Annotated in this window: 25 protein-coding genes and 2 pseudogenes; 15 read left to right on the top strand and 12 right to left on the bottom strand. The window is 66.3% G+C overall.

Annotated features, from left to right (window positions below; all coding sequences use genetic code 11):
- Positions 1–323 precede the first annotated feature (323 nt).
- From JNO44_RS09855 to JNO44_RS09865, 3 genes are read right to left on the bottom strand one after another with little or no spacing between them, the layout of a single operon-like run.
- Positions 324–749 carry a hypothetical protein gene (locus JNO44_RS09855; protein WP_205363091.1) on the bottom strand — a complete coding sequence of 142 codons (426 nt, stop codon included), beginning with the start codon at positions 747–749 and terminating at the stop codon, positions 324–326.
- Positions 746–1,405, bottom strand: a complete 660-nt coding sequence (locus JNO44_RS09860; protein ID WP_205363092.1) for a hypothetical protein — start codon at positions 1,403–1,405, stop codon at positions 746–748. The genes JNO44_RS09855 and JNO44_RS09860 overlap by 4 nt, the downstream gene beginning before the upstream one ends.
- Positions 1,398–1,703 carry a hypothetical protein gene (locus JNO44_RS09865; protein WP_205363093.1) on the bottom strand — a complete coding sequence of 102 codons (306 nt, stop codon included), beginning with the start codon at positions 1,701–1,703 and terminating at the stop codon, positions 1,398–1,400. Before JNO44_RS09865 ends, JNO44_RS09860 begins: the two co-directional genes overlap by 8 nt.
- 174 nt (positions 1,704–1,877) lie before the next feature.
- Between JNO44_RS09865 and JNO44_RS09870 the strand changes: the two genes are divergently transcribed.
- From JNO44_RS09870 to JNO44_RS09915, 10 genes are all read left to right on the top strand, one after another.
- Complete coding sequence (locus tag JNO44_RS09870; RefSeq protein WP_205363094.1) at positions 1,878–2,303, top strand: hypothetical protein; 426 nt, start codon at positions 1,878–1,880, stop codon at positions 2,301–2,303.
- A complete protein-coding gene (locus tag JNO44_RS09875; RefSeq protein WP_275695803.1) occupies positions 2,275–2,988 on the top strand; it encodes an ATP-binding protein in 714 nt (237 codons plus the stop codon). Before JNO44_RS09870 ends, JNO44_RS09875 begins: the two co-directional genes overlap by 29 nt.
- A gap of 249 nt (positions 2,989–3,237) precedes the next feature.
- Positions 3,238–4,356 (top strand): hypothetical protein, encoded by a 1,119-nt coding sequence (locus JNO44_RS09880; RefSeq protein ID WP_205363096.1) that lies wholly within the window; start codon positions 3,238–3,240, stop codon positions 4,354–4,356.
- 434 nt (positions 4,357–4,790) lie between these two features.
- Positions 4,791–4,940 carry a hypothetical protein gene (locus tag JNO44_RS09885; RefSeq protein WP_205363098.1) on the top strand — a complete coding sequence of 50 codons (150 nt, stop codon included), beginning with the start codon at positions 4,791–4,793 and terminating at the stop codon, positions 4,938–4,940.
- Positions 4,933–5,604: a hypothetical protein gene (locus JNO44_RS09890; protein ID WP_205363100.1), complete on the top strand. Its 672-nt coding sequence runs from the start codon at positions 4,933–4,935 to the stop codon at positions 5,602–5,604. The genes JNO44_RS09885 and JNO44_RS09890 overlap by 8 nt, the downstream gene beginning before the upstream one ends.
- The gene (locus JNO44_RS09895) at positions 5,601–5,759 is read left to right on the top strand and encodes a hypothetical protein (protein WP_205363102.1); all 159 of its coding nucleotides are present in this window, start codon (positions 5,601–5,603) and stop codon (positions 5,757–5,759) included. Before JNO44_RS09890 ends, JNO44_RS09895 begins: the two co-directional genes overlap by 4 nt.
- Positions 5,760–6,115: 356 nt before the next feature.
- Positions 6,116–6,253, top strand: a complete 138-nt coding sequence (locus tag JNO44_RS09900) for a hypothetical protein (protein WP_205363104.1) — start codon at positions 6,116–6,118, stop codon at positions 6,251–6,253.
- A 560-nt stretch (positions 6,254–6,813) separates the two neighbouring features.
- Positions 6,814–7,299, top strand: a complete 486-nt coding sequence (locus tag JNO44_RS09905; RefSeq protein WP_205363106.1) for a hypothetical protein — start codon at positions 6,814–6,816, stop codon at positions 7,297–7,299.
- A 73-nt stretch (positions 7,300–7,372) separates the two neighbouring features.
- Positions 7,373–7,834: a hypothetical protein gene (locus tag JNO44_RS09910; RefSeq protein ID WP_205363108.1), complete on the top strand. Its 462-nt coding sequence runs from the start codon at positions 7,373–7,375 to the stop codon at positions 7,832–7,834.
- A 349-nt stretch (positions 7,835–8,183) separates the two neighbouring features.
- Entirely contained in the window at positions 8,184–10,868 is a 2,685-nt protein-coding gene (locus tag JNO44_RS09915; RefSeq protein ID WP_205363110.1) for a hypothetical protein, read from the top strand.
- 93 nt (positions 10,869–10,961) lie between these two features.
- On the opposite strand, the gene JNO44_RS45460 is transcribed toward JNO44_RS09915, so the two are convergent.
- The gene (locus tag JNO44_RS45460; RefSeq protein ID WP_478219196.1) at positions 10,962–11,210 is read right to left on the bottom strand and encodes a DUF7848 domain-containing protein; all 249 of its coding nucleotides are present in this window, start codon (positions 11,208–11,210) and stop codon (positions 10,962–10,964) included.
- 435 nt (positions 11,211–11,645) lie between these two features.
- Entirely contained in the window at positions 11,646–11,942 is a 297-nt protein-coding gene (locus JNO44_RS09920; RefSeq protein WP_240167501.1) for a hypothetical protein, read from the bottom strand.
- Positions 11,943–12,230: 288 nt separating this feature from the next.
- Here JNO44_RS09920 and JNO44_RS09925 point away from each other — a divergent pair, with 288 nt between their 5' ends.
- Both JNO44_RS09925 and JNO44_RS09930 read left to right on the top strand, forming a co-directional pair.
- Positions 12,231–13,127: a helix-turn-helix domain-containing protein gene (locus tag JNO44_RS09925; protein ID WP_205363114.1), complete on the top strand. Its 897-nt coding sequence runs from the start codon at positions 12,231–12,233 to the stop codon at positions 13,125–13,127.
- Positions 13,114–13,320: a DUF397 domain-containing protein gene (locus JNO44_RS09930; protein ID WP_205363116.1), complete on the top strand. Its 207-nt coding sequence runs from the start codon at positions 13,114–13,116 to the stop codon at positions 13,318–13,320. Before JNO44_RS09925 ends, JNO44_RS09930 begins: the two co-directional genes overlap by 14 nt.
- 479 nt (positions 13,321–13,799) lie before the next feature.
- Here JNO44_RS09930 and JNO44_RS09935 read toward each other — a convergent pair whose 3' ends face one another.
- From JNO44_RS09935 to JNO44_RS09945, 3 genes are all read right to left on the bottom strand, one after another.
- Positions 13,800–14,834 carry an NUDIX hydrolase gene (locus JNO44_RS09935; protein WP_205363118.1) on the bottom strand — a complete coding sequence of 345 codons (1,035 nt, stop codon included), beginning with the start codon at positions 14,832–14,834 and terminating at the stop codon, positions 13,800–13,802.
- A 292-nt stretch (positions 14,835–15,126) separates the two neighbouring features.
- A complete protein-coding gene (locus tag JNO44_RS09940) occupies positions 15,127–17,190 on the bottom strand; it encodes a serine/threonine-protein kinase (RefSeq protein ID WP_420882629.1) in 2,064 nt (687 codons plus the stop codon).
- 129 nt (positions 17,191–17,319) lie between these two features.
- On the bottom strand, positions 17,320–18,276 hold the full coding sequence (locus tag JNO44_RS09945; protein ID WP_205363120.1) for an ROK family protein: 957 nt from the start codon (positions 18,274–18,276) through the stop codon (positions 17,320–17,322).
- A gap of 183 nt (positions 18,277–18,459) precedes the next feature.
- Here JNO44_RS09945 and JNO44_RS09950 point away from each other — a divergent pair, with 183 nt between their 5' ends.
- Positions 18,460–19,500: a LacI family DNA-binding transcriptional regulator gene (locus JNO44_RS09950; RefSeq protein WP_205363122.1), complete on the top strand. Its 1,041-nt coding sequence runs from the start codon at positions 18,460–18,462 to the stop codon at positions 19,498–19,500.
- Between the two features lie 399 nt (positions 19,501–19,899).
- Here the strand turns inward: JNO44_RS09950 and JNO44_RS43330 are convergent.
- Positions 19,900–20,067 (bottom strand): annotated as a pseudogene (locus tag JNO44_RS43330) (class I SAM-dependent methyltransferase); the annotation flags it as partial.
- A 1,003-nt stretch (positions 20,068–21,070) separates the two neighbouring features.
- Here JNO44_RS43330 and JNO44_RS43335 point away from each other — a divergent pair.
- Positions 21,071–21,196 (top strand): annotated as a pseudogene (locus JNO44_RS43335) (XRE family transcriptional regulator); the annotation flags it as partial.
- Here JNO44_RS43335 and JNO44_RS09960 read toward each other — a convergent pair.
- Entirely contained in the window at positions 21,183–22,466 is a 1,284-nt protein-coding gene (locus JNO44_RS09960) for a DUF6986 family protein (RefSeq protein ID WP_205363125.1), read from the bottom strand. The pseudogene JNO44_RS43335 and the gene JNO44_RS09960 sit on opposite strands and share 14 nt — an antisense overlap.
- A 205-nt stretch (positions 22,467–22,671) precedes the next feature.
- Between JNO44_RS09960 and JNO44_RS09965 the strand changes: the two genes are divergently transcribed.
- On the top strand, positions 22,672–23,190 hold the full coding sequence (locus tag JNO44_RS09965; protein WP_205363127.1) for a DinB family protein: 519 nt from the start codon (positions 22,672–22,674) through the stop codon (positions 23,188–23,190).
- A gap of 108 nt (positions 23,191–23,298) precedes the next feature.
- Here JNO44_RS09965 and JNO44_RS09970 read toward each other — a convergent pair whose 3' ends face one another.
- Together JNO44_RS09970 and JNO44_RS09975 are read right to left on the bottom strand one after the other, a co-directional pair.
- Positions 23,299–24,261 carry an electron transfer flavoprotein subunit alpha/FixB family protein gene (locus JNO44_RS09970; RefSeq protein WP_067354003.1) on the bottom strand — a complete coding sequence of 321 codons (963 nt, stop codon included), beginning with the start codon at positions 24,259–24,261 and terminating at the stop codon, positions 23,299–23,301.
- 147 nt (positions 24,262–24,408) lie between these two features.
- On the bottom strand, positions 24,409–25,197 hold the full coding sequence (locus JNO44_RS09975; RefSeq protein WP_073447283.1) for an electron transfer flavoprotein subunit beta/FixA family protein: 789 nt from the start codon (positions 25,195–25,197) through the stop codon (positions 24,409–24,411).
- Positions 25,198–25,358: the final 161 nt, after the last annotated feature.

The raw sequence follows: 25,358 nt of genomic DNA on the forward strand, positions 1-25,358 counted from the left end.
GCGCTTGTGGCGATGCTCTCCAGTAGCCAGGGAGGGAGGACGGGGCCGGGGCGTCCACGCCCGGCCGGAACCTCGTTCTCTGGCACGGTTTCTATCGGAGTCTCAGACAGCATTGCGGTCCCCCATTCCGTAGAACGGACTTACAGCCGTGTAAGTCTAACTGACCGGTAGTCAGCCAGCATGTGAATAAACTGTAACCGGATGATCAAGGTTTCTTTTCAAGTCGTCTCGTGCCGTGGGCATGTGACGGAACGTCATTGCTAAGCACTGCTACACCTATCCCCTCAACGTTGCTACGTGGACAGTCATTCCCTGATGCGCCCTCAGAGTTGCCATTCCCGGCCAACGGGGACTTCGGCCACGTACATGAGTCCGGCGACGCGTTCGGCTTCTCCCGTTCCGGCCACAATGAGCGGCTGTGTTCCGAACAGGATGAGTTGGTTGTCCTGCCAACGCATGACGTGTTCGGCCTCTACCCCACGTTCTACGCCAACCAGCGAGGAAGGGTCGGTTGTCTGCGTGTACACGCGAAGTGTGCTGCGTTCGTTGAACGCGGCGGAGACGAGTTTGACCGACCACACGAATCCGGATTCCGGCGCATCGACGGTAACGGGGAGAGATCCGGAGTAGGGGATTCGCTTGTATCGAACTCCACCTCTCCACGGGCCCAGTTGGTCAGTGAGTACCTGATTGAGTTCATCCTTCGTGAGGAAATCGACTTCCGCCCCCGCCTTGATTCGAAACTTCATAGGTTGTCCTTTGCGAAGAAGATCAGCCCGATAATGAAGAAGACGACTCCAACAGCGATGAACGCGACTTTCATGCGGTTGGTCCACCACCACGTAAGCAGGGTGGCTATCTCCGTGAAAGGCTGCGCAATCATCGCGATTGGCGCCGCAATCGCGGAGATGAGTCCGCCGATCCCGAAGTCGAAGAGTCCGGCGGTCTGTGCCGTGCCCGGGGTGCCAGCGCCGCCCCCTCCTGGCGGTGTTCCGTCGGCGGGGGCCTGCCCCCCCAGCGCCCCCACCGTGGCCCGCCAAGCCGCGTGCACGCTCTCAGCGCCCCGGCCGGAGTAGTAGGAGGCTGCCGGGGCCTCAGCGGCTACCGCAGCCTGTTCTGCGGCCTGTTCAGGGTTGGAGCGCCACAGTGACTCGGGCTGTGCTGCTGCGCCCCGCTGGTAGGCGCTGAGCATGTAGCGGGTTGCCCATGCCGGGTTCTGCGCCTGGGAGGCCGTGACGCCCGGGTGAGCTGGCAGGTGGATTTGGAAGGGACCGAAGGAAGTGCCGTTGTCACCCACCGCATTGGGGTTCCAACTCGACTCCAGCCGGGAGCCAAGCAGCATGGATTCCCGGACGTGGGGGTCGCGTGTGGCGTCAAGGATCGCTTGAACGACGGAGTCAGCCAAAGTAACGACTCCTACTCGGTGCCTTCGGTTCCTTCTTCCGCTCCGGACTCTCTTCGACTTCGGCGGTTTCCTCGGTCGATTCCTTCGCCGTTTCCTCGTTCTTCGGGGGTTCCGGCATCGCGAGGCCGAAAGCCTTCTTGAACGCCTTCGCGTTTCCCCGGAAAACGATGATTTCCTCCGTTCCCGCGTCGTCCACTTGCTCAGCAATCTTTTCGGGTTCGGCTTCGTTCTGTTCCTGTTCTGCTTCCTCCATCAATCGCTTCAGAAGTGCTTTTTCTTCAGCGCTCAAACGTGCCATGGGTTTCCCTGCCTTTTCCGGGCGGTCGCGGGGCCGTGAGGCACCCTGTGTTTCCTCTCTCTGACCAGCGGAAACACGGGGGCCGGCGGGGGTGGGTGGAAACGCGCCCGTCGATTTCTCGAATTCGCTGGCATGCTTTGAGTGTAAGCACTCGCCGCCCGATCCGGGGGAGCCATGTCGATACCACAAATTGAGTTCGATGTTCTCGAATCTGAGCCGACAGCAGCGCCTAAAGAACCGAAGCCAGGAGAGAAGTCGAAGAAGGGGCGCGGTCGCCGGTCGAATGCGTCGATTGAGGCGGAGATTCGCGACCAATTGCAGGCGTTCATGCAATTGGCGGCTCTCTTTTGGGGGACTCGGGACGACGTATGCGCCGGAGTTCTCGGCCAGCAGGCGCCCTTGATCGCTGAAGATCTCGCGGCCCTGGCGATGAAAAGCGAATGGGCGCGAAAGTACCTCACTCGCACCGCCGACATGGGCCGGGTAATTCCACTGCTCATGCACATCACACCGGTTCTTCAGGCGGTGCGAATGCATCACATCGCCTCTCGTTTCGAGAACGGGGGTGACGATGCCGCCGGAACGAGTCCCATGGTCTGAACTCGGGCCGGAGTTCATCGGTTCATGGGGATGGCCGGGCGGGAAATGGGAGCCAGAACACTTGGCGATTCTCGGGCCCACGGGTTCCGGGAAATCGTTCTTCATGACGCACATCATCGACCAGCGAGCCAGGCGTAGCGGCGCGAACGCGGTGATTATCGCGACGAAGCCAGCGGACTCCACCATGACTCGACTCACCAGAACCGGTGAGTGGAAAATGCGTCGCACATGGCCACCGTCCTACGGCGAAGAACGCATCATATTCTGGCCCAAAGCCACGGGACTTGCCGAAGGGGTTCCGCAGCAGCGCAAAGCCATCTACGAGGTTCTCGCGGAGACCTGGAAACCGGACGCGAATACCATCGTGGCTTTCGACGAAATCGCCTACGTCGAACAGGATCTACGCCTTCAACCCGTCATCACGAAGTATTGGCGCGAGGCGCGGTCGCTCGGGATCACGATTGTCGCGACTACTCAGCGACCTCGATACGTATCTCGCTACATGCATTCTGAACCCACGTGGTCGGTGGCTTTCCTGCCCAGTGATGAGGACGAAGCCAAACGAGTTGCCGAGATTATCGGCGGACGACGTAAGTACACCGAAGTATTGATGTCTCTTGAGCCTCGTGAATTCCTCATAATTCATCGCAGAAAAAGGCTTGCCTATATTTCGCGGATCGCGTAGTACCCTGGGCCGCGGGGCCTTCCCCAAAAACGTTTCCCCGGAATTCTCCGGATTTCTCTTCGCTATGCGGAACGGGGGTGAATATGCACACGCATTTCAGCGCCATGGCAGCACTTGGCGCCTTTCTCGGAATCGTCGTGGTGGGCACCTTTTGGCGACTCATCGCAGCCCATCTGACGGCAGCCAACAGCTCTTTTGCGAATCACCTCGGTAAGGCAATGGCTTTCCAGTATTGAAGGGATCATTCACATGCCCGCTGCCACTAATGGCGCCAATGGTGCGGCTCCTGGCGCCACAATGAGCGCTACCGGCGGTGTCCCATTCGTCGTCGGCTCCAACCACTACAGTGAACAGAACTTCCAATTTTCACTGGTTCAGGATTCTTCCGCTCACGAATACGTCCACAACATCACACCCGGCGGATTCCTTCGAGGCATACGCATTCAGGTAAGCAACTCGGGCGGGGCCGGTAGCGCCAAGTACCACGACGACGCGCCATGGTCGATTATCCAGAGCATTTCACTGGAGAACATCGACGGTTCCCCCATCAAGTACCCCATGAACGGCTTCTCCTGGTATCTCCAGAACAAGTACTGCGCCCCGTGGCATGGCGACCCCGCACGAGGGCCACGTGCCCACAACATTGGGCACTCCGGCGGGAACTTCAGCTTCGAACTCCGCATGTTCCCCGAAATTCGCGACACCGCCGGAGTCCTGGCGAACACCGATGCTCGGGCCCAGTACCGCATTCGGATCACCATGGCGCCCGCTTCACAGGTCTACAGCACCGTTCCGGCGACCATGCCAGTCACCACGGTCACCGGAGTAATGGAAGCGTGGGCACAGACGGATACCGCAGACCTGCATGGCAACCCCATTCAAGCCCGGCCCGACGGTCTGGCAGTCGCCGCGATCACCCGGCACCAGATTCTCACGCTCAACGCGGCCGGGGCCGACAACACCTTTCAGCTCACCAACACCGGTAACGAGGTCCGGTGCCTCATCATCGTGGCGCGTGATTCCAAGGGACAGCGACAGGATTACCTGTCGTCACCGGTACGATTCCGCCTCGATGACCGTTCGCTATCGGTGTTCTCCCCGACAACCATCGTCAACAAGATGACGGACTTCTATCCGTTCTTGTCCAATGGCACGAGCCATCGGGAGACCGGTGTCTACGTGATCCCGCGCTTCCGGCGCCCTGGTGACCTTATCGGCGAATATTGGCTTGGCACGTCGAACGCGACGTATCTCGTGATCGAGTCGGCCACCCCAAATGACGCCACCAACGTCCCCGGAACCGCTGAATTCATCTCGGATGAGGTCGTGCCCGTGGCACCGGTGCCGGTCGAACTTGAGGGGGTCTGAGAATGCAATACCGACTTGGCGTAGACCTCGGAGGGTCTTCCAGCGATATCCCCAACAGCCAGCCGGTCAACGGCCCTAATTTCTCCCGAAAGGGCGGTGTCACGGCATGGCACCCCACCACTGTCTATCTCGTTCTGCTGGTCTTGGCGGAGTTCGGCACCTACGCCCTTCTCCGCAATGTCTTCCGCAATGCCCACGGGGGTTGATACCGCATGAATAAGCACGTCGTCATCGCGTTCTTTGTCGGATGGCTGGCAGCACTGCTGATCTCCCCGACCATCCTCCTGGCCGGTTTCAAGGGACTTCGCAATGGAGTCTAGATTCACGGCCGGTGTCGTCTTCGGGGCAGTCGCCTACGCGCTCCTGGCGGAGTTCCTCCGCCAGTTTTCGGCACGAATGGTGATTGCTGAAGCCACAGACCTTTGTCGCCGGTCATGGGTGACGTAATCGGGCTGATGCTCATGGGTGTGGGCGCCATGCTGATTTGGATCGGTGTGCACGGCCACGAGGGCACCATGGCGGAAATGCTCGGCCAGTTCTTCGGCAAGGTGCAGTCGAATGAAAAGGGGGTCGGCGGTGCCTAGCGAAAAGGTGCAGCAAGCCGCCCAGGTCGCCGCCAAAGTCGCACCGATCCCGGCCGTTAAGGCAGGCGCTACGGTCGTGGCAGCGAAGGGGGCGAAAGACCAGGCGAAGGGGTCGCCGCAAGGAAAGGCAAAGGGGGCGCCGGCCGGGAAGGCGAAGGGGAAAGGGAAACGGCCGGGTGTTCCACTCCCCAAGGCAACGGGCCGCTACCCGCAGGCAGTCAAGGCTGAATTCCTCGCCGCCCTGATCATCATCGCCCTCTTTCCGCTGGTGGCGAAGAACTTCTCTCCGGTGGCGTGGCTAAAACGCCTTGTCGCGGTATGGCTGACGTTTGTGTTTCTGATGCTGGCCTCGAAATTCGGAGCCCGGACAGGAAAGGTTGCAGCCGGACTTGGCGGGCTGATTGTTCTAGGTCTGCTGGTCTACGGAGGGTCGGCCCGGGAAGGGTTGTTGGTTTCCGGTGCCCTGGGGAAACTCGGTCAGGCGCTTCAATCCGGCGATAGCGGGTCGAATGCAAAGCAGTCCAGCGACACAAAGGCGCAAACACTGTTCTCCGGTGTGACGTGGCCGACCAACACCAACAGTGGCTTCGGTACCGGAATGGGAACTCAGGGAAACGGAAGCCAAGGAAATGGAAGTCAGGGAAACGGGAGCGTGAGCACATGAACAAGATCGTTGACATCCTTACCGGCATAATCATCGTCGCCGGAATCATGGTCCTGGTGCGCCCGGGATCGCAGGGGCCGTCCCTGGTGAACTCCGTCGGCAGTAGCTTCTCCAGCATGATCAAGGCTGCGACGGGCGGGGGGTCGTGGTCGTGATGGGACACCGCAGCAGCACCCCGTTGCCCTACGCCCGGCCCCGCTACGACACCGCGACCCTCCGGCGGGGCAACGCGTCCGGCGGACCGCCGGAGAGTGGCCGTGTACGGCACGCCTGGGGCCCCATTGAGCGTGTGGGCGGGCCCGTGTTCGCCAACCCCTCAACGGCGACTGAGGAGCGCCGCAGGGGGCCGTATTGGCGGGTCGGCAACTACCGCCCGGCCGCTGACCCGTTGCGCTGGACTGACTCGGGCCCGATCCGTGCAGAGCTGCACATGGACACTCGCACCTGGCGCCGTTGGAGCGGGGGGAGTCACCAGGACCGGACAGGGCTTCACACCGGTACCCCGGTTGCCATGCGGGCCGCCAGGACGGCGGGGAGCAACAAGCCCAAGAACATGGTGCGGCCCCGGCGGAACCGGTTGACCGAGCAGCGCTACCGGGGGCAGACCTACTCCGCCACCACGCAGGTGATCGGGGGCCGTGATGGCTGAGGGGGTGGATCGTGAGTTCTTCACCCGTGATCTTGGCCCGTGGCCCATGTGGGTGTGGATGCTCGGCGGGGTCGCTGCGATGTACCTGTGGGAGCGGTTCAAGGCATCGCCGAAGAAACCTGCTGGTCAGCCTATGCCGGCCGCGTCTGGCCAGCAGGGCCAGGACGTGAACGCAGGGACCACCCCGACCGGCCAGGCCCCAGCGGTGTGGGTGCTCCCCCAGGGCGTCACGACCGACGACGCGACGCGGGTACAGGGGGGCTGCACCGGGAACTCCGGCGTCAACTCCGGGAACCCTCCTGGGAGTTCGGGCGGTGCGGTCAAGGCACGGCCGGGTAGCGGAGGGACTTCTGCATGAAAAAGTATCTGTTTCTGTTGCGCATTCGTCTTGCATTCCGTATTCATTTGCAGCGCAGAAAGGCCAATAGTGCAGAACTTCCGTTAGATTTCCCCTCTATCAATCCGTGTTCTGCAATTAAAAAGACGAATATGTAATCCCTGGCGCGCGCCGCGCACATCTGCTTACAGTGCTCATCCACCCGCGACACACGGAGGTCACATTGCCGCGTAAGGCGACGCAAAGCACCGACGTAACCACTACCCCCGAAGCGGAGATGGGCCGCTTCACCGATGAGGAACTTACCCGAATTCGGGAAGCGGGATTCGATTCCGTCGCATCACACGCTGCCAACTTCGAAGAGTTCTCGGATTCCTACCCGGTCATCAGGGACAAGCGGGAATTGCTGGCGGTCCCGTTCGTTTCGCTGGAGTGGCAGTTCCACGAGGGCGACAACGGCGAATTCGTGTCGGCGGTCATCATGCGGCGGGATAACTCCCTCGCTGTCCTCAATGACGGTGGATCTGGGATATACCGCCAGTACAAGCAACTGAGCGAACGCATCGGACGACAGCGTGGCCCCATCATGCACAAGGGCGGGTTGAGCACGTCGGAATACTGGTTCAACTTCGACACGGGCGCCATCTCACGCAGGCGCCCCGACACCGAAGGGGACTGGCGGAAGGCCACCACCTTCTATCTCACCTGATCCCGGAAACCGGCGGGGCACGCGCAATGGGGAACGCGTGCCCCGCCTTTCCTGTAGCTGAAAGGGGCGCGTGGTGGCCAGTCGCCGCGAATGGTCCGCCCTCAGCGACGGATACCGCTCACGGCTCGAAAGAAAAGGCATCGACCGTGCAGCCTACGAATCCGGGGCCTCCCTCAAATCCGCACGAGGGCACAGGGAAACACCCGAGCACCCACGCGACGCAGCTCGGCGCCCGGCCGATTTCACGGCCTACCGAGTCCGCAACGCGAAGAGAATCAATGTCCTCACCGATGAGGGGCTACGCCGGGTGCGACTCGACAAAGCCGACCGTAGCAAAGTCGCCCAGCATTGGAATGCCGCACGACTGTGGGCGAAAAAAGGCCAGGCCGAAAAGATCAACGCCATGGCCGGTATCACGGTGCAAGATGTGGACACCGGAGAAAACATCCCCCTTGCCGGAGTGAGCATGCAGCTTTACGACCTCGCTAAAACCGGGCAAATGAACGTCGAATCCATCTACGTCAAGGCCGCATGAAAGGGCGATTGTGCGCTACGAAGAACACCACATCGCAGGGCGCCGCAATTCTAATGCCACCATCCGACTGTGCGTCGAATGCCACCGACGCATCACGGCCTGCCAAGGTGCAATAGGAGTACCCCTTTCCGGCACCCTCGAAGAAACGCAGCGCACCGCCGCCATGGTTCTCGGACTGCTCATCATTGTGGAGACGATCGCTAATGCCTACGCCCGACGAATCGCAGAACGCTACGGACTTCGACCCGACACCCGAACCGGGTACCGAACCCCTCGTGCTGCCTAAGCCCGAAGATCTCATTCCGACTAAAGCGCGTGTCATCGACGTCATCGTTCGAGGGGTGGAACCATGAGGCACATTCTCGTTTTCGACACCGAAACGACCGCCGACACCACACAGAATCTCAACTTCGGAGCGTTCCGCATCTACGAACTCGACTACGAAGGGCAGATACTCACCCTGATAGAAGAAGGCATCTTCTATCAAGACGACTTGCCGGAGCGCAATCCGGACGGGTTCGCGACAATGCGGGAATACGCCGAATCCCACACGGCCCCCATCGATCACCGCATCCTGTCGATATCGATCGCAGATCGGAAGTTGCATTTCCTCTCCCGTTCCGAATTCGTCGAACACTACATCTGGCGACGCGCCTACCGGTACCGCATGGGAATCGTCGGCTTCAACCTCCCCTTCGACATTTCCCGAATCGCCGTAGACGTAGGCGCCGCACGAGGTTTCTACGACGGAGGATTCTCGTTCAAACTCTGGGAGGACAACGACCATTGGCGTCCCAGGTTGCGCGTCAAGCACCTGGATTCGAAGAAGTCGTTCATTGGATGGGGCACCACTCCTGAGCACAAATGGCGGGGACTGTTCATCGACTGCCGCACGCTGGCATTCGGATTGACCAGCACGCCGCACGGTCTCGAATCGGCGTGCCGGGCGTTCGGAGTTGAGGGCAAGAATCCCGTGACAGAACACGGCGTCATCACGGCCGAGTACATCGATTATTGCCGTGAGGACGTAGCAGCGACCGCCAGGCTTTTCGACGCCATGCTGAGGGAGTTCTACAAGCACCCCATCCCAAAACTGGCGCATCAGGTCTACTCACCTGCCACATTGGCCAAAGGCTACTTCGAGGCAATGGGCATCACTCCGCACATGGGGCGTTCCTCGGTTCCGGACGACGTATTGGGGTACACCATGTCCACCTTCTTCGGCGGCCGGGCCGAAGCACGCATCCGACGCGTGCACGTCCCTGTGAGCGTTCTCGACTTCACGTCGATGTATCCCACCGTCGGTCACCTTATGGGACTGTGGGACCTGATCACGTCCGCAGACATTCAAGCCGAGGAAATCGACCTCGACCTGTCGAACGTCGATGTGGACTACTGCCTGAATCCCGATAACTGGCCTAGCTTCGTCGGCATAGCCCAAGTCATGCCGGATAAAGACGTGCTACCAGTCCGCGCGAACTACGGACCGAACGAGACTCCCAATATCGGAATCAACCACTTCAGCGCCACCGAACCCTTTTGGTACGCCATTCCCGACGTAATCGCCTCAACCCTGCTCACAGGCAAGGCGCCAAAGATTCTCAAGGCATTTCGCTTTCGGTCGGCCGGCCGCGCCCCCTCACTTCAACCAGTCTCGCTCCTGGGGCGAATCGAAGTATCCCCGGAAGAAGACTTCTTCAAATACGCCGTGGAGGAACGCCAACGGGTGAAGAACTCTGACCCCCAATTGGCAGCGCTCCTTAAGACGGTGGTGAACTCGGGATCGTATGGAATCTTCGCCCAGGTCAACCGAAAGAAATTCTCACAACCGACACCCGGCAAACTGCTGCACCGTTCCGGGGTAACCCAACGCATCAGCACCGTCAAGGAAATACCGGGCGAGTATTGCTATCCGCCACTGGCAACCATGCCGACTTCCGGTGCCCGACTGATGCTCGCACTCATGGAAAGAATCGTGCTGGACTCCGGCGGGTATTACGCGTTCATGGACACAGATTCCTGTGCGGTAACCGGCACCGATCCCGATGCCATCATTGAACGATTCGACGCCCTGAACCCCTATGACCGTGACCTCGTGCCCCACATGCTCAAACGAGAATTTGACGGATACGCCTACGTCATCAGCGCCAAACGCTATGTCTTGACCGACGCGGCCGGGAACATCGTGAAGAGTTCGGAACACGGTCTGGGCTATCTCATGGCGCCGGAGAAGGGCCAGCACAAGGCATGGATTGAAAAACTGTGGCGGGCCATTCTCGATGACGAAGAACCCGCATGGGGAACCTTCCCCGCCCTCATGCCGCACAGCGTTTCATCCTGGGGCCTTTACAACGCCTTCCGCACTCTCAATGCGAAAAAGCCCTACCCGCAGCAAATGAAGCCTTTTAACTTCATGATGATCGGGCAGGTGGATCCCATGTACCGCGACCCTAAAGGCGGATTGCTCATCGCGCCCTATGAGGCCGACAGCAGCAAATGGGGACACGTTACATGGGTGGACAGGAACAATCCCGAGAGACCCGTCAAACGCCCGCCGCTCGTTGTCTTCCAAGACGTCATCGACGACTACGCCGTTCACCCGGAATGGAAATTCGAAGATCTCAACGGACAGCCCTGCATACCGCCAACACGAGGAATCCTACGGCGCCAATGGATACACGCCCCCAGCGCCACGACGGTAGGCAAGGAATCCAACAGCCTAGAAGGAACCGAACTACTCGACGCCGAAGGAATCGCGCCGGTCCTATTCGGGAAAACCTGGGACGACTGGCTACCCCTCATCATGCCCTTTGAGGCGCAATGCATAACTGATCGCATCGTCTCCGACCGGCAAATGCGCCGCTACCGGAGAGGCGACGTCCCAACACCCAACAAAATGAAATCCATCATCCAAGCCTGCGCCCTCTACGCATGGCGAGACCTGAGAAAAGAACACGCAGACTCGATTCTGAATCTCGATCCACTACACGTGCTGCAAACCTGGCACCACATCAAAAGCGAAACCCCACACTGACAGCAAAGGACCCGCCAGCCCCAAACTGGCGGGTCCAACCATTCCTGACAGCTCCGTCTGCCAGGAACGCAGATGCGAGATTATCCCACCGGGCTACGTCGGCGGAGTGCCGTCGCCTGCCGGGTGGTCAGCTAGCACAGCGTCCAAGTACAGGGACGCCGTTACCTCGAAGAAGACGTGACCAGTAGCGCCCACGTGCTCAAGACACCACTTCCGGGCTTCATCGTCGGAGTCGGTATCAATGCAGAACGCCGAGCAGATTCCGCACTTCCCCACGTACCTCAAACCCGTCTGCTGCGTGTCCTGGAGCGTCCATTCCAGGAACCTCCCCCGGCCCCTCATGACGTACTCTCCGGACGCTCTGGGGCCTCACCGACCGCATCCTGTATGGCGTCGATGCATGCAGCCAGACCACGCAACATCTCCTCCATCTCTTCGTAGGTCAGCTCATCCACCCACGCACGAAGTTTGGAGTCCGCCTGCATGGCGTCGAGTTGGCGGTCAAGCTCCGGATACCTGCGGTGCCGGTTCCGTGCTTCCTCTACCTGAGCGCGCCACCGCGACCACACATCCCCGCTCATGAGCCAGCCGCCTTGTGGTGAGAGTGACGCCGCAACTCGACGTTGCAGTCGGTCACCTTCGACATGTCCCCACGGGAACGTGCTGCCGCACGTTGCCGGACCAAAGCCCGACACACGTCACACCCGGCAACGGGCTCGGGGTCGGATTTCGCGGTCGGGTCGGACAGGTGGACGGGGCCACTCAAGCTCGGAGCCATCAGCACCCCACCCCCACACCGTGAATCCAACGCGGCCCCGCTTCGACGCCGTCCGTCGCCAGCCACAGAGCCCGGCGCCGGGCACGCTGCGAACGCCGCTCCTGGCGCTCCTGGGGCGTCAGGACGTACGGACGGAGGAACGCCACGTCCTCACCCCGCAGCAACCGCTGTTCGACCGGTACACAGCGGATGGCGAGCGTCGGGGTGTCGGGGAGTTCGGGGGCCGGCGGTGCGTCGGCGGACCGGTGACGCCCGTGTGCGGGCAGTAAGCGACTCAGCAGCGATCCGAAGATCACTCGGATAGTGTGCAGCACTGTCGTCAACCTCCATGCGGTTGATGGCCACGCCCCCGGACCGACGCGCATCGGTTGCGGGGGTCTTCTCATGCCCCGCTGCATCTCCCGTGTGTCGTTGGGGAGTTGACGGGGCCTCATCCCGCAGAGTGCTGGAGAGTGGAGCATTTTGCAAGACTTCCATCGAAGTCGCTCGGTTGAGTTGACGGACGTTGCAAGTCGCTCACTGTGCTGATTTCATTTCGAGCGCGACGGCATTTCAGATTGGCGTCCAAGGGGAAGGGGTGAGGTATGTCGGAAGAGTCAGCGGGGCCAACCGGTTCGACTGTGCCGCGTAGGCAACTCGGCAGATACCTGACCGAACTACGCGAACGTGCAGGTCTCACCGCGAAAGCGGCAGCTCACGAGCTGGAGCGATCAACGGCGACGCTGTGGCGTATCGAGTCGGGAAAGACTTCCAGTCGCAGCCATGAGGTTGAACTCATGTGCCGCGTGTACGGAGCATCAGCAGACCTGACTGAAGCGCTCATGGCTCTGGCGAAAGAAACGAAAGCTCGGGGCTGGTGGCATGCTTTCGGAGATGTGATTCCCGAAGGGTTTGACCTCTACGTCGGGTTGGAAGAAGCAGCGGCGCAACTTGACGTATATGAAGTCGGGTTGATTCCGGGCTTGCTTCAAACCGAAGAGTACGCCCGCGTGGTCATTGAAGTAGGCCATGCAGGCGAAGACCCGGCGGAGATTGAGCGCCGAATCCAATTCCGCGTCAAACGTGGGGTGGTGCTGGCCAGGGTGATTAACCCGCCTAAGGTCACGGTGGTGCTAAACGAGGCTGTTCTACGATGCCCCATCGGCGGACGCGGCGTCTTCGCAGGTCAGCTGCGCCACCTGGCGCAGGTCAGTGGACTTCCGAACGTGACGATAAGAGTGCTCCCGTTCGACGCTGGTCTACATCAGGGGCTCATGTCGGGGCAGTTCACCATCTTGCGCTTCCCTCTGAGCGGAAACGGGAAACAAACGGAACCGCCGACTGTCTACGCGGACGGTTACACAGGAGACCTCTATTTGGATAAACCAAATGAGGTTGAACGCTACGACACAGCATTCAAGGATATTTCAGGTAAGGCGCTGTCCGAGGAAGCATCAAGGCGCCTGATTCTCGAAACGGCAGGAAAGTATGAACAGGGCTGATCTGAATCACGCAACCTGGCGAAAGTCCAGCTACAGCAATTCCAACTCTAACTGCATTGAAGTCGCCGACGGCTTCTCTGGCCTTGTCCCCGTGCGAGACAGCAAGGACCCGCACGGCCCGGCGCTGGTCTTCCCGGCCGACGACTGGACCTCGTTCGTATCAGCCATCAAGCAGGGGGAGTTCCCCGGCTGAGGCGACACACCGTAGGCCAACGGCCACCCTCCAACATCACGGAGGGTGGCCGTTCGCATGCCCGGGAGCGCAGGAATGGTTGACAGACTCAACCATCGGACAAGAATCTGGTTCTCTCTCTACTCCCCTCCCGTGAGTGGGTGGGAAAAACAGGTGAGCGGGGGCTGATGCTGGTGGTCCGGTGACGGTCACCTCTCGACAACGAACCCGCAGAGGACCACTTACGGGCGCCCCGATTCACCGTTTCCATGACCACCCACGGGAGGGGACGGGTCTGCGGGGCAGGGGTTGACCGGACGTAAAGCGCAGCAGTCCGGACAACCCCTGCCCCGCAGACCCGTCACCGCACCCGACAGCCCCGCGCAGCGGACCCGCAACACCCCGCCACCAGGCGGCCCCGGCGCCGCAGGCGCACAAGGCGAACCCCCTACGGCGGGAAAGCCAAAAACGTGGGAAGCCAGCCAAGCGCAGCGGACCGGCTACCCCACAGGAATACCGGCCTCAAGGTGCAACGGGCACCCCCGCTCCCGCGCCCGTAGGGCCCATCGGAGTCGGTTCCAGCGGACTGGCGGCAGCATGGACTCCGCCTCGGCTTCGGTGACGAAGCGCCATTCGCGCAGTTCGGAGCCGGGAAGCAGCAGTTCCCGGATCTGGGCGGCGGTGAGCGTGCCGCCGTCGAAGAGCAGGCGCAGGCCGCCGAAGCCGGGGGGCTTGGGGGCTTCCCAGTCGAGGACCAACAGCTTGGGGGCGCGCGGGAGTTGGATGCCCAGTTCCTCGGCCACCTCGCGTATGCCGGCGCGGGCGGGTGCCTCGCCCGGTTCCACGATGCCGCCGGGGAACTCCCAGCCGGGCTTGTACGTCGGGTCGACCAGGAGGACGCGGTCCTGGTCGTCGAAGAGGAGCACTCCGGCGGCGAGGGTCTCCGCGGTGGGCTCGGGGGTCTGGACGATGTCGCAGGCGCCGGCGCCGGTGCGGACGGCCTCGGCGACCCGTTCGGCGGTCTGACGGGGAGTCAGCGCCGAGGTGTCCACGACGTGCGCGTCGCTCTTGAGCCAGTCCAGGGCCTGCGCGTAGGGCTCCAGGTGTTCCAGGCACCAGCGGCGCACGGACGCGCTGCCCTCAGGGTCGCCGGGCGTCTCCTCACGGCGCTCTATGCGCTCGCGCAGGATCGTTTCCTCCGCATGGATCAGGACATGTCGGACGGGTATCCGACGGGCGGCGAGGGAGCCGAAGATCTCGTCGCGGTACTCCTGGCGCAGCAGCGTCATCGGCGTCACCAGCGGGCCCGGCACCTCGGTGAGCAGTGCCGCCGCGGTGTCCACCACCATGCGCCGCCAGGACGGCAGGTCCTGGTAGTCGTCCACCTCCTCGAACCGCTTGGCCGGCAGCATCAACCGCAGCCCGCTGCCGAGGAGTTCGGGGTCGTAGAGCGTGCTTCCGGGAAGCAGGTCGAGCAATTCTTGAGCCGCAGTGGTCTTGCCCGCACCGAACGTGCCGTTCAGCCAGACGATCACGGTTTCCCCTCTTCCCTAGACCCAGGTGAGTTGCCCGCAACACCCTGCCACGGAAACGCTCGGGGCCACGGGCCGCGCACAGCACCGGGAACACCGCCTCGAAGAACACACCGCACGGGGGATTCCGGTCCGTCTCCCCCGCCGCGAAGCCCCGGCAATCAAGCGCTCCCCCGCCCCTTCAGCACCGAAACCCCCACCCGCGCACGGCCTCCGGTCGGCCGCGGGCGGGGCGGTACGTCGCATATGCCGGAGTCCCATGGAGATCCCGGCGTCCGGGGAGCGCCGGCGCGGCTCAGCAGGTCCGCAGTCCCGGGACCGGCTGGTCGTTCTCCCCTCCGGTGAGGTAGACGACGCTGACGTAGACACCGGAATTGCCGCTGTCGTCATCGGTCTTGGCCCACCACACGTTGGTCCACTTCCCGTACGTCTCGCGACGGCCCAGCTTCGCCTGGCAGTAGAAGTAGTTGGTACCCATGTTGAGGTGGCCGACCTGCTGGAAGGACGCGGTGTAGGAGTTCGCGGTGCGCCACACGTCGCAGTTGGCCTTGCCGCCGCCGACGTCGGTGCAGGACGGGCCGCGGGTCGGTCCCCCGCCGCCGGTACCGCCGGCCGTGGACCCGGACCCGCCGGTGGTGGTGCCGCCGTGCGCACCACCCGAAGTGCCGCTCTGACCACCGCCCGAGGCACCGCCGCCGTCCGTGCCGCCCTGGCCGCCGGTCCGGCCCCCGTCGGACTGGCCGCCCGTACTGCCGCCCGGGACACCAGGCTTGGGGCTGCCGGACGGGGAGGTGTCGCCCGAGGGGCTCGCCGCGTCGGACGGCGACGGGTCGGTGGCCTTGCCGTCGCCACCGACCCCGCCCTTGCCGGCGGACACGCTCGGTCGGCCCGCCGTCGGCGTGGTGGCCGGTGCCGCCGGGTGCCGTCCGCCCGCGGTGTCCCGGTCACCGGAGCCCCCGCCGACCAGTCCGTAGGTGATCCCGCCGCCGGCGGCCAGCACCGCGAGGACGGCGGCCGCCGCCAGCAGCACCCGGCGGCGCCGGCGGGCCGGCAGCCGGGTGGTGTCGCCGTCCGGTCGGCCCGGATACGGGTGCGGGCCGGTGGCCCCGGCCGTGGCCGACGGGTCGTGGGCGGCCCGCGCAGGGGCCTGCGGCGCGTACGGGGCCGGCGGCTGCGGCACGGGGCCGCCCTGCGCACCGGGCCCGCCGAGCCAGCCGGCCGGCGCCGCGGCGCCCGCGGGACCGGGCACCGGCCCGACCCCCGCCGTGACGTCCGTGGCGGTGGGCGCGTACGGCAGGCCGGGCTGGGCGACCGACGGCGGGGCGGGCGGCGTCACACCGGGGTCGCGGCCCTCGGCCACCGCCTGGAGCATGCTGCGGGCCCGGGCGGCGGACGGGCGGTCGGCCGGGTTCTTGGCCATCAGGGCGTGCAGGACGGGCGTCAGCGGGCCGGCCCGGCGCGGTGTGGGGAGCGGTTCGGTGACGATCGCGGTCAGCGTCGAGTACACCGACGTACGACGGAACGGCGCGCTGCCGCCCTCGACCGCCGCGTAGAGCGTCATGCCCAGCGACCAGATGTCCGAGGCCGGGGTGGGGTCCATGCCCTGGGCGCGCTCGGGCGGCAGGTAGTCCAGCGAACCGACCAGTTCGCCGCTGCGGGTGATGTTGGTGGTGGCGCCGTCGCCGGGGGCCTCGATGCTGGCGATGCCGAAGTCGGTGAGCACCACCCGCCCCCTCCCGGGGCCCGAACGGCCTGCGGGGCGCCCCCATCCCTCCAGCAGGACGTTGCCCGGTTTGACGTCGCGGTGCAGCACGCCCACCTGGTGGGCGGCGTCCAGCGCGTCCATCACGGCGGCGCCGATCCGGGCGACCTCCCGAGGGTCCAGCGGCCCGTGCTCGCCGACTGCGTCGTCCATCGACGGGCCGTCCACCAGTTCCATGACGATGACCGGACGCCCACCCTCCTCGATGACGTCGTGGACGGTCACCACGCCGGAGTGCCGGATCCGGGCCGCGGCCCGCGCCTCGCGCTGCATACGGGTGCGCAGGTCGGCGAGTTCGGGCCCGGAGGCGTCCGTGTAGGCCCGCAGGACCTTGAGCGCGACCTCACGGCCCAGCACCTGGTCGTCGGCCCGGCAGACCACGCCCATGCCGCCGCGGCCGATCCGCCCGGTGACGCGGTAGCGGCCGCCGAGCACCCGCCCGGTCAGGTCGTCGTCGTTGCCGCGCCGGGGTCCGCTGCGGGAAGCGGCCCGCGGTGCACCGCCGCCGGGCACCTCACCGGCCGGCCCGGGGCCGTTCGCACCGCCCGCCGCACCGGACCCGTTCGCACCGCGCTGCTCGTGCTCCCCCGAAGTCACCGTGTCGATCCCCTCGCTACCCGAATACGTGCCCCACAGCGGCCTGTGCGTCCTGGACGCCGGGGCGTTCGCCGCGGCCCCCGGACGGCCGGCATCAGACTACGGGGCGGAGGGGGGCGGCCGGTGCCCTTATGGGGCAGGGGTGAACGCATCGAGACGGGACCGTTGTGCGGCGGCCGCGGCGGCGCCCACCACCCCGGCGTCGGTTCCCATTTGGGCGGGGACCACGGTCAGCCCGGAGACGAAGGACAGCGTCGCGTAGTCCCGCAGGGCGGTGCGCAGCGGGTCGAAAAGGACATCCCCGGCGCCCGCGACCCCGCCGCCGATGACCGCTATGTCGATCTCGACGAGGGTGGCGGTGGCGGCGATGCCGGCGGCCAGCGCCTGGCCGGCCCGTTCGAAGGAGCGCAGCGCGACGGGGTCGCCGGCGCGCGCCGCGGCGGCGACCGCGGCGGCGCTGGCGTCCCCGTCGGGGCCCGGCCGCCAGCCGTTGGCCAGTGCGCGGCGGGCGATGTTGGGGCCGCTGGCGATCCGCTCCACGCAACCGCGCGCGCCGCACGGACACGGGTCGCCGTCGAGGTCGACGCTGATGTGCCCGATGTGGCCCGCGTTGCCCGAGGGGCCCGGATGCAGCCGACCGTCGAGGACCAGTCCGCCGCCGACCCCGGTGGAGACCACCATGCACAGCGCGTTGTCGTGGCCCCGGGCGGCGCCCTGCCAGTGCTCCGCCGCGGTCATCGCGACCCCGTCGCCGACCAGCGTCACCGGGAGTTCCCCCACCAGCGCCCGCACCCCGGCGACCAGCGGGAAGTCGCGCCAGCCGGGGATGTTGACCGGGCTGACGGTGCCGGCCGCGGCGTCCACCGGGCCGGCGCTGCCGATGCCGACGGCCGCCACCCGTGCCCACTGCGGCGCAGCGGCCAGCTCGCGGACGACCTCGGCCACCGCGCGCATCACGGTGGCCCCGTCCTGGTCCGCGGGGGTCGGCCGGGCGGCCCGGACGACGAGTCTGCCCTGCGCGTCCACCAGAGCGCCGGCGATCTTGGTGCCGCCAATGTCCAGCGCTGCGCTGAGGTCCGTCTGCATCGGTGTCGAATTCTCCTGGTGGGCATGGAGGGCCGGGGTACCGGCCGGCGTGAGAACGCCAGTCTTCCGGGATTTGACAACGTTGTCTAGGGGCTATGCTCGTCGCCACACGGCGGCCGGCCGCGCGCCCTGTCCGGCCGCGCCCGCCACCGCATCCGTCCCCCGCCAGACAGGACCGCACACGTGACCGAGACCGCCCGCGGTACCTCCCATCGCTACGGCACCCGCCCCACGATGAAGGATGTCGCGGCGCGCGCCGGCGTCGGTCTGAAGACCGTCTCCCGGGTGGTCAACGGCGAACCGGGCGTCACCCCGGACACCGAACGTCGCGTCCAGGAGGCCATCACCGCGCTCGGCTTCCGCCGCAACGACTCCGCGCGGATCCTGCGCAAGGGCCGGACGGCCAGCATCGGCCTGGTCCTCGAAGACCTCGCCGACCCCTTCTACGGCCCGCTCAGCCGCGCCGTGGAGGAGGTCGCGCGCAGCCACGGCGCCCTGCTGATCAACGGCTCCAGCGCCGAGGACCCGGCCCGCGAGCAGGAGTTGGTGCTGGCGCTGTGCGCCCGCCGGGTGGACGGGCTGGTCGTCATCCCGGCCGGCGACGACCACCGCTATCTGGCACCGGAGATAGCCGCCGGCGTCGCGACCGTCTTCGTCGACCGCCCGGCCGGCCGGATCGACGCCGACGTGGTCCTCTCCGACAACTTCGGCGGCGCCCAGGCCGCCGTCGCCCACCTGATCGCGCACGGCCACCGCCGGATCGGCTTCATCGGCGACCAGCCGCGCATCCACACCGCCAAGGAGCGGCTGCGCGGCTACCGCACCGCGATGGCCGACGCCGGGCTTCCGGTCGCCGACTCCTGGGTCTCCCTCGGCCCGACCGCCCCCGACCGGGTCCGCGCCGCGGCCACGGCCATGCTGGCCGCGCCCGAGCCGGTCACCGCCCTGTTCTCCGGCAACAACCGTGTCACCGTCACCGCCGTCCGGGTCCTGCGCGACCATCCCCGCCCGGTCGCCCTGGTCGGCTTCGACGACTTCGAACTGGCCGACCTGGTCCACCCCGCCATCACGGTCGTCGCCCAGGACTCCGCCCACCTCGGCCGCACCGCCGCCGGCCTGCTCTTCCGCCGCCTCGATGGCATCGACGACCCCCCGCAGCGCCTGGAGCTCCCCACCCGGCTGATCCCCCGCGGCTCGGGGGAAATCGGACCACCGGAGGGCTGACGGGCCGCACACCCTCCAGGGCTGTCCGCTCCTGATGTGCGAGCGGTGTGCGACCGTTGCGCAGGCTGTGCCACGGCCCTTCCGACCCTGATCCGCCGGACAGGCCCTCATGCTCGCGCACCGCCCGGACAACGAGCGTTCCGCTCTTCCTCTTCCCCGTGAGAGGGCCGGAACAACCGTCGCGCGGCAGTCCCCAAAGCCATACTCCCCGAGCAGAGCGGGCCACCTCTCCACTGGGTAGTCCCAGCGTTTGACGACGGCGGGGTCCTCGTCCGGCCCGCGGGGAATATAGGACGCCTGGCATCCATAACAGCCTTCTACGGCTGGTTGTTGGGACATGGCGAACACAGCACCCGGTCGGAGTTTGGCGAAGACGGCGGGCAGCATGAGGGCCGGGTCGGTGAAGTACGCGGCCCCGAACACCGAGTAGATCGCGTCGAACGGCTCCGCGGCGGCGAGGAGGTCCAGCGCGTCGCCGCGGTGCAGTGCCATGCCTTCGACGCCGTTCCAGCGCCCGCGGGCCTTGGCGAGTTGGGCCGGCGAGAGATCCACTCCCACCGCCCGCATTCCGAGCGTGTCGAGGTGCGCGAGGTCATCTGGTCCACTCCGCGCTCGCCGAGGTCATCGGTGAGCTCCGTCCAGTGGCTCTCGCGCACGCTCTGGATCAGGTCGGCCCGCGTGCCCGGACCGATCAACTCGAAGACGTTGGTCGTGCTGTCGTGAGTGATCGTCACGTCTTTGCCTTCCGTGTCGGATGGTGTGTGATCGTTCTTCGGACCCGTCCCGTATGACGGAAGTCCGGTTGCTCCGGCTTGCCCTGGCGCCGGAGCGGTGCCCTCACCGCCAGGGCGGCACCCGCTCAAGGGCGGACCGGGGGCGAACCTGAGCGCGTCAGCTCAGACGGGGAACGGCCTTCCCCTGTTCGGACCTTGTCCGGTCGGGGGCTGCCCGCCTACCGCCGCTCCGGGCGGACGGGGACGGAATCCTCCGAAGTTCGTTTGCAGCGTGGGCATTTGCAGGGCGGCCACGTGCCGGAGGTGTCCGGGAGCAGTGACCTTCGGGTGGTGCTGACGGGGTAGCTGATCGCGGCTTCCCACGTTCTGCCGGAGTCGCGTGAGACACGCAGGGTCATGGTCACGGGAGGCTCCCCGAGTGGGAGCGGTGATTCCGGAGCCGTACGTTGGCGTCCGTCACCGCGGACAGGTCCCCTTGCTCGGCGGCGGCCTTTCGCTGTATTGCGAGGGCGCCGCAGGCGGCACAGCCTTCGACAGGAGTCGGCTGCGACGCCGGCAGCGCGAGATGGGCCGCCGCGCCGACGCCACTCCCCGGGGTTCCCCTCTTGCGTTCGGTCATGTACCGCCCTCTCCCTCGACCCCTTTGGCGCGTTCGATGTTCTCGCTGCCGAACGGGCGTGACGACGACACTTCGGGCGTCGCCGGGGCGTCACTCGGAGAGGCGTCCGTGACGCCCCGATGGGCGTCAAACCGGTGTCATTTGACGGTCGTTCTGTCTAGCTTGGACGTCATGACGACGAGCTGCGGTGCCGAATGATGTGCTGCGGGCCGTACGGATGGGCCTGCGCATGAGTCAGGACGAGTTCGCGACCGCGCTGCGGCGTGCCGGCGATGAATTAGGGGAGCCGAACGAGGCGTCGAAGCGGCTGGTGCAGCGCGACGAGGGGTTCAGGCCGACACCACCCCCCGCCCCGCCAGCCCGTCGAGGTCGGTGCGGGTGAGGCCGGTGAGGCGGGCGACCTCGGCGGCGTCCACGGCGCCGCAGTCGAGGCCGCGGAGGAGGTAGGCACTGAGGGCCTTGGCGGTGGCGGGCTCGTCCATGACATCGCCGCCGGCCTTGGCGACGTAGGCGGCGAGCCGGGCGGCGGCCCTCTCCAGGCCCTCGCGGTAGAAGGCGTAGACGGCGGCGTAGCGGGTCGGGAGGTGGCCCGGGTGCATGTCCCAGCCCTGGTAGTAGGCGCGGGCCAGGGCGCGGCGGGTGAGGCCGTGGTGCAGCTTCCAGGCTTCGTGGACCTGGGCGGTGGGGCCGACCGGCAGGACGTTGGTGGAGCCGTCGGAGAGGCGGACGCCGGTGCCGGCGGCGGCGACCTGCATGACGGCCTTGGCGTGGTCGGCGGCGGGGTGGTCGCTGGCCTGGTAGGCGGCGCTGACGCCGCAGGAGGCGCTGTAGTCGAAGGTGCCGTAGTGGAGGGAGGTGGCGCGGCCCTCGGCGGCCTCGATCATGCGGGCGACGGTGGCGCGGCCGTCGGCGCCCAGGATCGCCTGGGTGGTCTCGATCTGGATCTCGAAGCCGATCCGGCCGGGCGCGAGGCCGCGGGCCTTCTCGAACGCCTCCAGCAGTCGGACCATGGCGGTGACCTGCTCGGCGTAGGTCACCTTGGGGAGGGTGAGGACCAGGCCGTCGGGCAGGCCGCCGGCCTCCATCAGGCCGGTGAGGAAGACGTCCAGGGTGCGGATGCCGCGGTCGCGGACGGCCGCCTCCATGCACTTCATGCGGATGCCCATGTAGGGGGCGGCGGTGCCGTCCCGGTACGCGGCGGCGACCAGCGCGGCGGCGCGGGCGGCGGTCTCGTCCTCCTCGGCGTCGGACCGCAGGCCGTAGCCGTCCTCGAAGTCGATGCGCAGGTCCTCGACGGGCTCGCGCTCCAGCTTGGCACGGACCCGTTCGTAGACCGGGCCGGCGAGCTCGTCGGAGAGGCCGAGGACGCCCGCGAGGGCGGTGGCGTCGGGGGCGTGTTCGTCGAGCATGGCCAGCGCCTGGTCGCCCCAGGACCGGAGGGTGCCGGCGGTGAAGGCGTCGCCGGGTACGTAGACCGTGTGGATCGGCTGGCGGGTGCCGGGGTCCCCCGGGTAGCGCCGCGCCAGGTCGGCGTCCACCTGGGCGAGGGCGGCTCCGATGCCCTCGCGTACGGTGTCCGCGAGGCTCGTCGCCACGGTCTCCTGCTGCCCCATTTCGGTACCCTCCCGGTGCTTGTGCCCGCTGCCGCCATCGACCCGAGCATTTCCGTCTAACGGAATCAACAATCCGCATAGCGAAGCTAATGCTGTCGGTTGGTGAGGTCAACACCCTTCCCGGTCGTGCCGACCCAGGTCACCGGCCTGCACCGCCCCGACAACTCCCTGGCGCGACCCGCCGCCGCACCCCACAATCCCCGTCATGACATGGACCGCACCCCGGATCGAACGCCGGGACATACCCGCCGCGGCGAGCGAGCGCGCGATGCTGCAGGGCTGGCTCGATTTTCACCGCGACACCCTGCTCAGCAAGTGCGCGGGCCTCACCGGCGCACAGCTCGCCCGGGCCACCACCCCGCCGTCCCCGCTCACCCTGCTCGGCCTGGTGCGTCATCTGACCTACGTCGAACGCGTCTGGTTCCGGCAGCGGTTCGCCGGCGAGCAGATCGACAGCCTCTACTTCACCGAGGACGCCCCGGACGCCGACTTCGACGACCTCGACCCGGCCCGGGCCGAGGCGGAGCACGCCGCCTTCCGCGCAGAGATCGCGGCCTGCGACGCGGTGGCCGCCGGCCGCGACCTGGACGAGACCTTCACCACCGCCAGCGGCCGCACCCTCAACCTGCGCTGGGTGTACGTCCACATGATCGAGGAGTACGCGCGGCACAACGGGCACGCGGACCTGCTGCGCGAGGCGCTGGACGGCGAGACCGGGGACTGACCGCGACAGCGGCCGGAAGGAAGCCGCACGGCCGAAGGCCCCGTACGTCCGGTGCGTACGGGGCCTTCGGCCATGCGGTGCCGGTCGGCCTCGGCGGGCCCGGCCGGGTCAGCCCTTGCGGGACTTGACCTCGTCGGTGAGCGCCGGGACGACGTCGAAGAGGTCGCCGACCACGCCGTAGTCGACCAGGTCGAAGATCGGCGCCTCGGCGTCCTTGTTGATGGCGACGATGGTCTTCGAGGTCTGCATACCGGCGCGGTGCTGGATCGCGCCGGAGATGCCCGCCGCGATGTACAGCTGCGGCGAGACCGACTTACCGGTCTGGCCGACCTGGTTGGTGTGCGGGTACCAGCCGGCGTCCACCGCGGCGCGGGAGGCGCCGACGGCCGCGCCGAGCGAGTCGGCGAGCGCCTCGATGACCGGGAAGTTCTCGGCGCCGTTGACGCCACGGCCACCGGAGACCACGATCGCGGCCTCGGTCAGCTCCGGGCGGCCGGTCGACTCGCGCGGGGTGCGCGAGACGATCTTGGTGCCCTTGGAGGCGTCGGCGACGGTCACCGCGAGCTGCTCGACCGCGCCGGCGGCCGGGGCGGCCTCCGGGGCGGCGGAGTTGGGCTTGACGGTGATGACCGGGGTGCCCTTGGTGATCCGCGACTTGGTGGTGTACGAGGCCGCGAAGACCGACTGGGTGGCCACCGGGCCCTCGTCGCCGGCCTCGACGTCCACGGCGTCGGTGATGATGCCGGAGCCGATGCGGACGGCCAGGCGGGCGCCGATCTCCTTGCCCTCGGCGGAGGACGGCAGCAGGACGGCGGCCGGCGAGACCGCGTCGTAGGCGGCCTGGAGCGCGTCGACCTTGGGGGCGACGAGGTAGTCGGCGAACTCCGGGGCGTCGGCGGCCAGGACCTTCACCGCGCCGTGCTCGGCGAGCACGGGGGCGGCGGTGTCCACGCCGGCACCGAGGTGCACGGCCACCGGCTCGCCGATGCGGCGGGCGAGGGTGAGCAGTTCGAGGGTGGGCTTGCGGACGGCGCCGTCCACGTGGTCGACGTAGACAAGGACTTCAGCCATGGGAATTGCTCCTGCAGGAAGAGTGCGGGCGAAGGGAGGACGGATGGTTCCGACGGACCGTCAATTGCGGGCGGGGAGGCGGGAGATGACGCCCGATCCCGACCACGGAAGCGGTGCCGGACCGGGGCCGGGCCCCGGCCCCGCGGCCTAGATGAACTTCTGGCCCGCGAGGAACTCGGCGAGCTGCTTGGCGCCCTCGCCCTCGTCCGTGACGATCGTGCCCTTGGTGCGGGCCGGGCGCTCGTCGGCCGACTCGACCTTGGTCCAGGCGCCCTCCAGGCCGACCTCGTCCGCCTCGATGTCCAGGTCGTCCAGGTCCAGGGTCTCCAGCGGCTTCTTCTTCGCCGCCATGATGCCCTTGAAGGAGGGGTAACGCGCCTCGCCCGACTGGTCGGTGACGGAGACGACGGCCGGCAGCGCGGCCTCCAGCTGCTCGCTGGCGGTGTCGCCGTCCCGGCGGCCGGTGACCTTGCCGTCGGCGACGGCGACCTGGGAGAGCTGGGTCACCTGCGGGACGCCGAGCCGCTCGGCGAGCAGCGCGGGCAGCACGCCCATGGTGCCGTCGGTGGAGGCCATACCGCAGACCACGACGTCGTAGCCGGTCTTCTCGATGGCCTTGGCGAGCACGAGCGAGGTGCCGAGCGCGTCGGTGCCGTGCAGGTCGTCGTCCTCGACGTGGACGGCCTTGTCGGCACCCATCGACAGCGCCTTGCGCAGCGCGTCGGTGGCGTCCTCGGGACCGACGGTCAGGACCGTGATCTCGGCCTCGCCGTCGTTGGCTTCCTTGATCTGCAGGGCCTGCTCGACGGCGTACTCGTCGAGCTCCGAGAGGAGACCGTCCACGTCGTCCCGGTCGACGGTCAGGTCCTCGGCGAAGTGCCGGTCGCCGGTGGCGTCGGGCACGTACTTCACACAGACAACGATCCTCAAGCTCACGCCGGCTCTCCTACCTGCTTCGTCTCTTCAGAACTGCCTTGTGCTGGCAGCATAGGCGCCTCACGGGGCGGCTCCCGGTCGGATACGGATCCCCGCGCCGACCGTCATATTACTCGCCAGTACATACACTCTGTCGCCCCGAATCAAGGCCGTCGAAATGT

The sequence above is a fragment of the Streptomyces noursei genome, from assembly GCF_016917755.1.
Taxonomy (GTDB): Bacteria; Actinomycetota; Actinomycetes; order Streptomycetales; family Streptomycetaceae; genus Streptomyces; species Streptomyces yunnanensis.

Excerpts from the sequence above, each read along its gene's own strand:
- JNO44_RS09965 (WP_205363127.1), top strand. The coding sequence starts at position 22,672 with ATGACATGGACCGCACCCCGGATCGAACGCCGGGACATACCCGCCGCG.
- JNO44_RS09855 (WP_205363091.1), bottom strand. The coding sequence starts at position 749 with ATGAAGTTTCGAATCAAGGCGGGGGCGGAAGTCGATTTCCTCACGAAG.
- JNO44_RS09930 (WP_205363116.1), top strand. The coding sequence starts at position 13,114 with ATGAACAGGGCTGATCTGAATCACGCAACCTGGCGAAAGTCCAGCTAC.
- JNO44_RS09925 (WP_205363114.1), top strand. The coding sequence starts at position 12,231 with ATGTCGGAAGAGTCAGCGGGGCCAACCGGTTCGACTGTGCCGCGTAGG.
- JNO44_RS09960 (WP_205363125.1), bottom strand. The coding sequence starts at position 22,466 with ATGGGGCAGCAGGAGACCGTGGCGACGAGCCTCGCGGACACCGTACGC.
- JNO44_RS09970 (WP_067354003.1), bottom strand. The coding sequence starts at position 24,261 with ATGGCTGAAGTCCTTGTCTACGTCGACCACGTGGACGGCGCCGTCCGC.
- JNO44_RS09885 (WP_205363098.1), top strand. The coding sequence starts at position 4,791 with ATGGGTGACGTAATCGGGCTGATGCTCATGGGTGTGGGCGCCATGCTG.
- JNO44_RS45460 (WP_478219196.1), bottom strand. The coding sequence starts at position 11,210 with ATGAGGGGCCGGGGGAGGTTCCTGGAATGGACGCTCCAGGACACGCAG.
- JNO44_RS09945 (WP_205363120.1), bottom strand. The coding sequence starts at position 18,276 with ATGCAGACGGACCTCAGCGCAGCGCTGGACATTGGCGGCACCAAGATC.
- JNO44_RS09915 (WP_205363110.1), top strand. The coding sequence starts at position 8,184 with ATGAGGCACATTCTCGTTTTCGACACCGAAACGACCGCCGACACCACA.
- JNO44_RS09865 (WP_205363093.1), bottom strand. The coding sequence starts at position 1,703 with ATGGCACGTTTGAGCGCTGAAGAAAAAGCACTTCTGAAGCGATTGATG.
- JNO44_RS09895 (WP_205363102.1), top strand. The coding sequence starts at position 5,601 with ATGAACAAGATCGTTGACATCCTTACCGGCATAATCATCGTCGCCGGA.
- JNO44_RS09870 (WP_205363094.1), top strand. The coding sequence starts at position 1,878 with ATGTCGATACCACAAATTGAGTTCGATGTTCTCGAATCTGAGCCGACA.
- JNO44_RS09880 (WP_205363096.1), top strand. The coding sequence starts at position 3,238 with ATGCCCGCTGCCACTAATGGCGCCAATGGTGCGGCTCCTGGCGCCACA.
- JNO44_RS09875 (WP_275695803.1), top strand. The coding sequence starts at position 2,275 with ATGCCGCCGGAACGAGTCCCATGGTCTGAACTCGGGCCGGAGTTCATC.
- JNO44_RS09900 (WP_205363104.1), top strand. The coding sequence starts at position 6,116 with ATGCGGGCCGCCAGGACGGCGGGGAGCAACAAGCCCAAGAACATGGTG.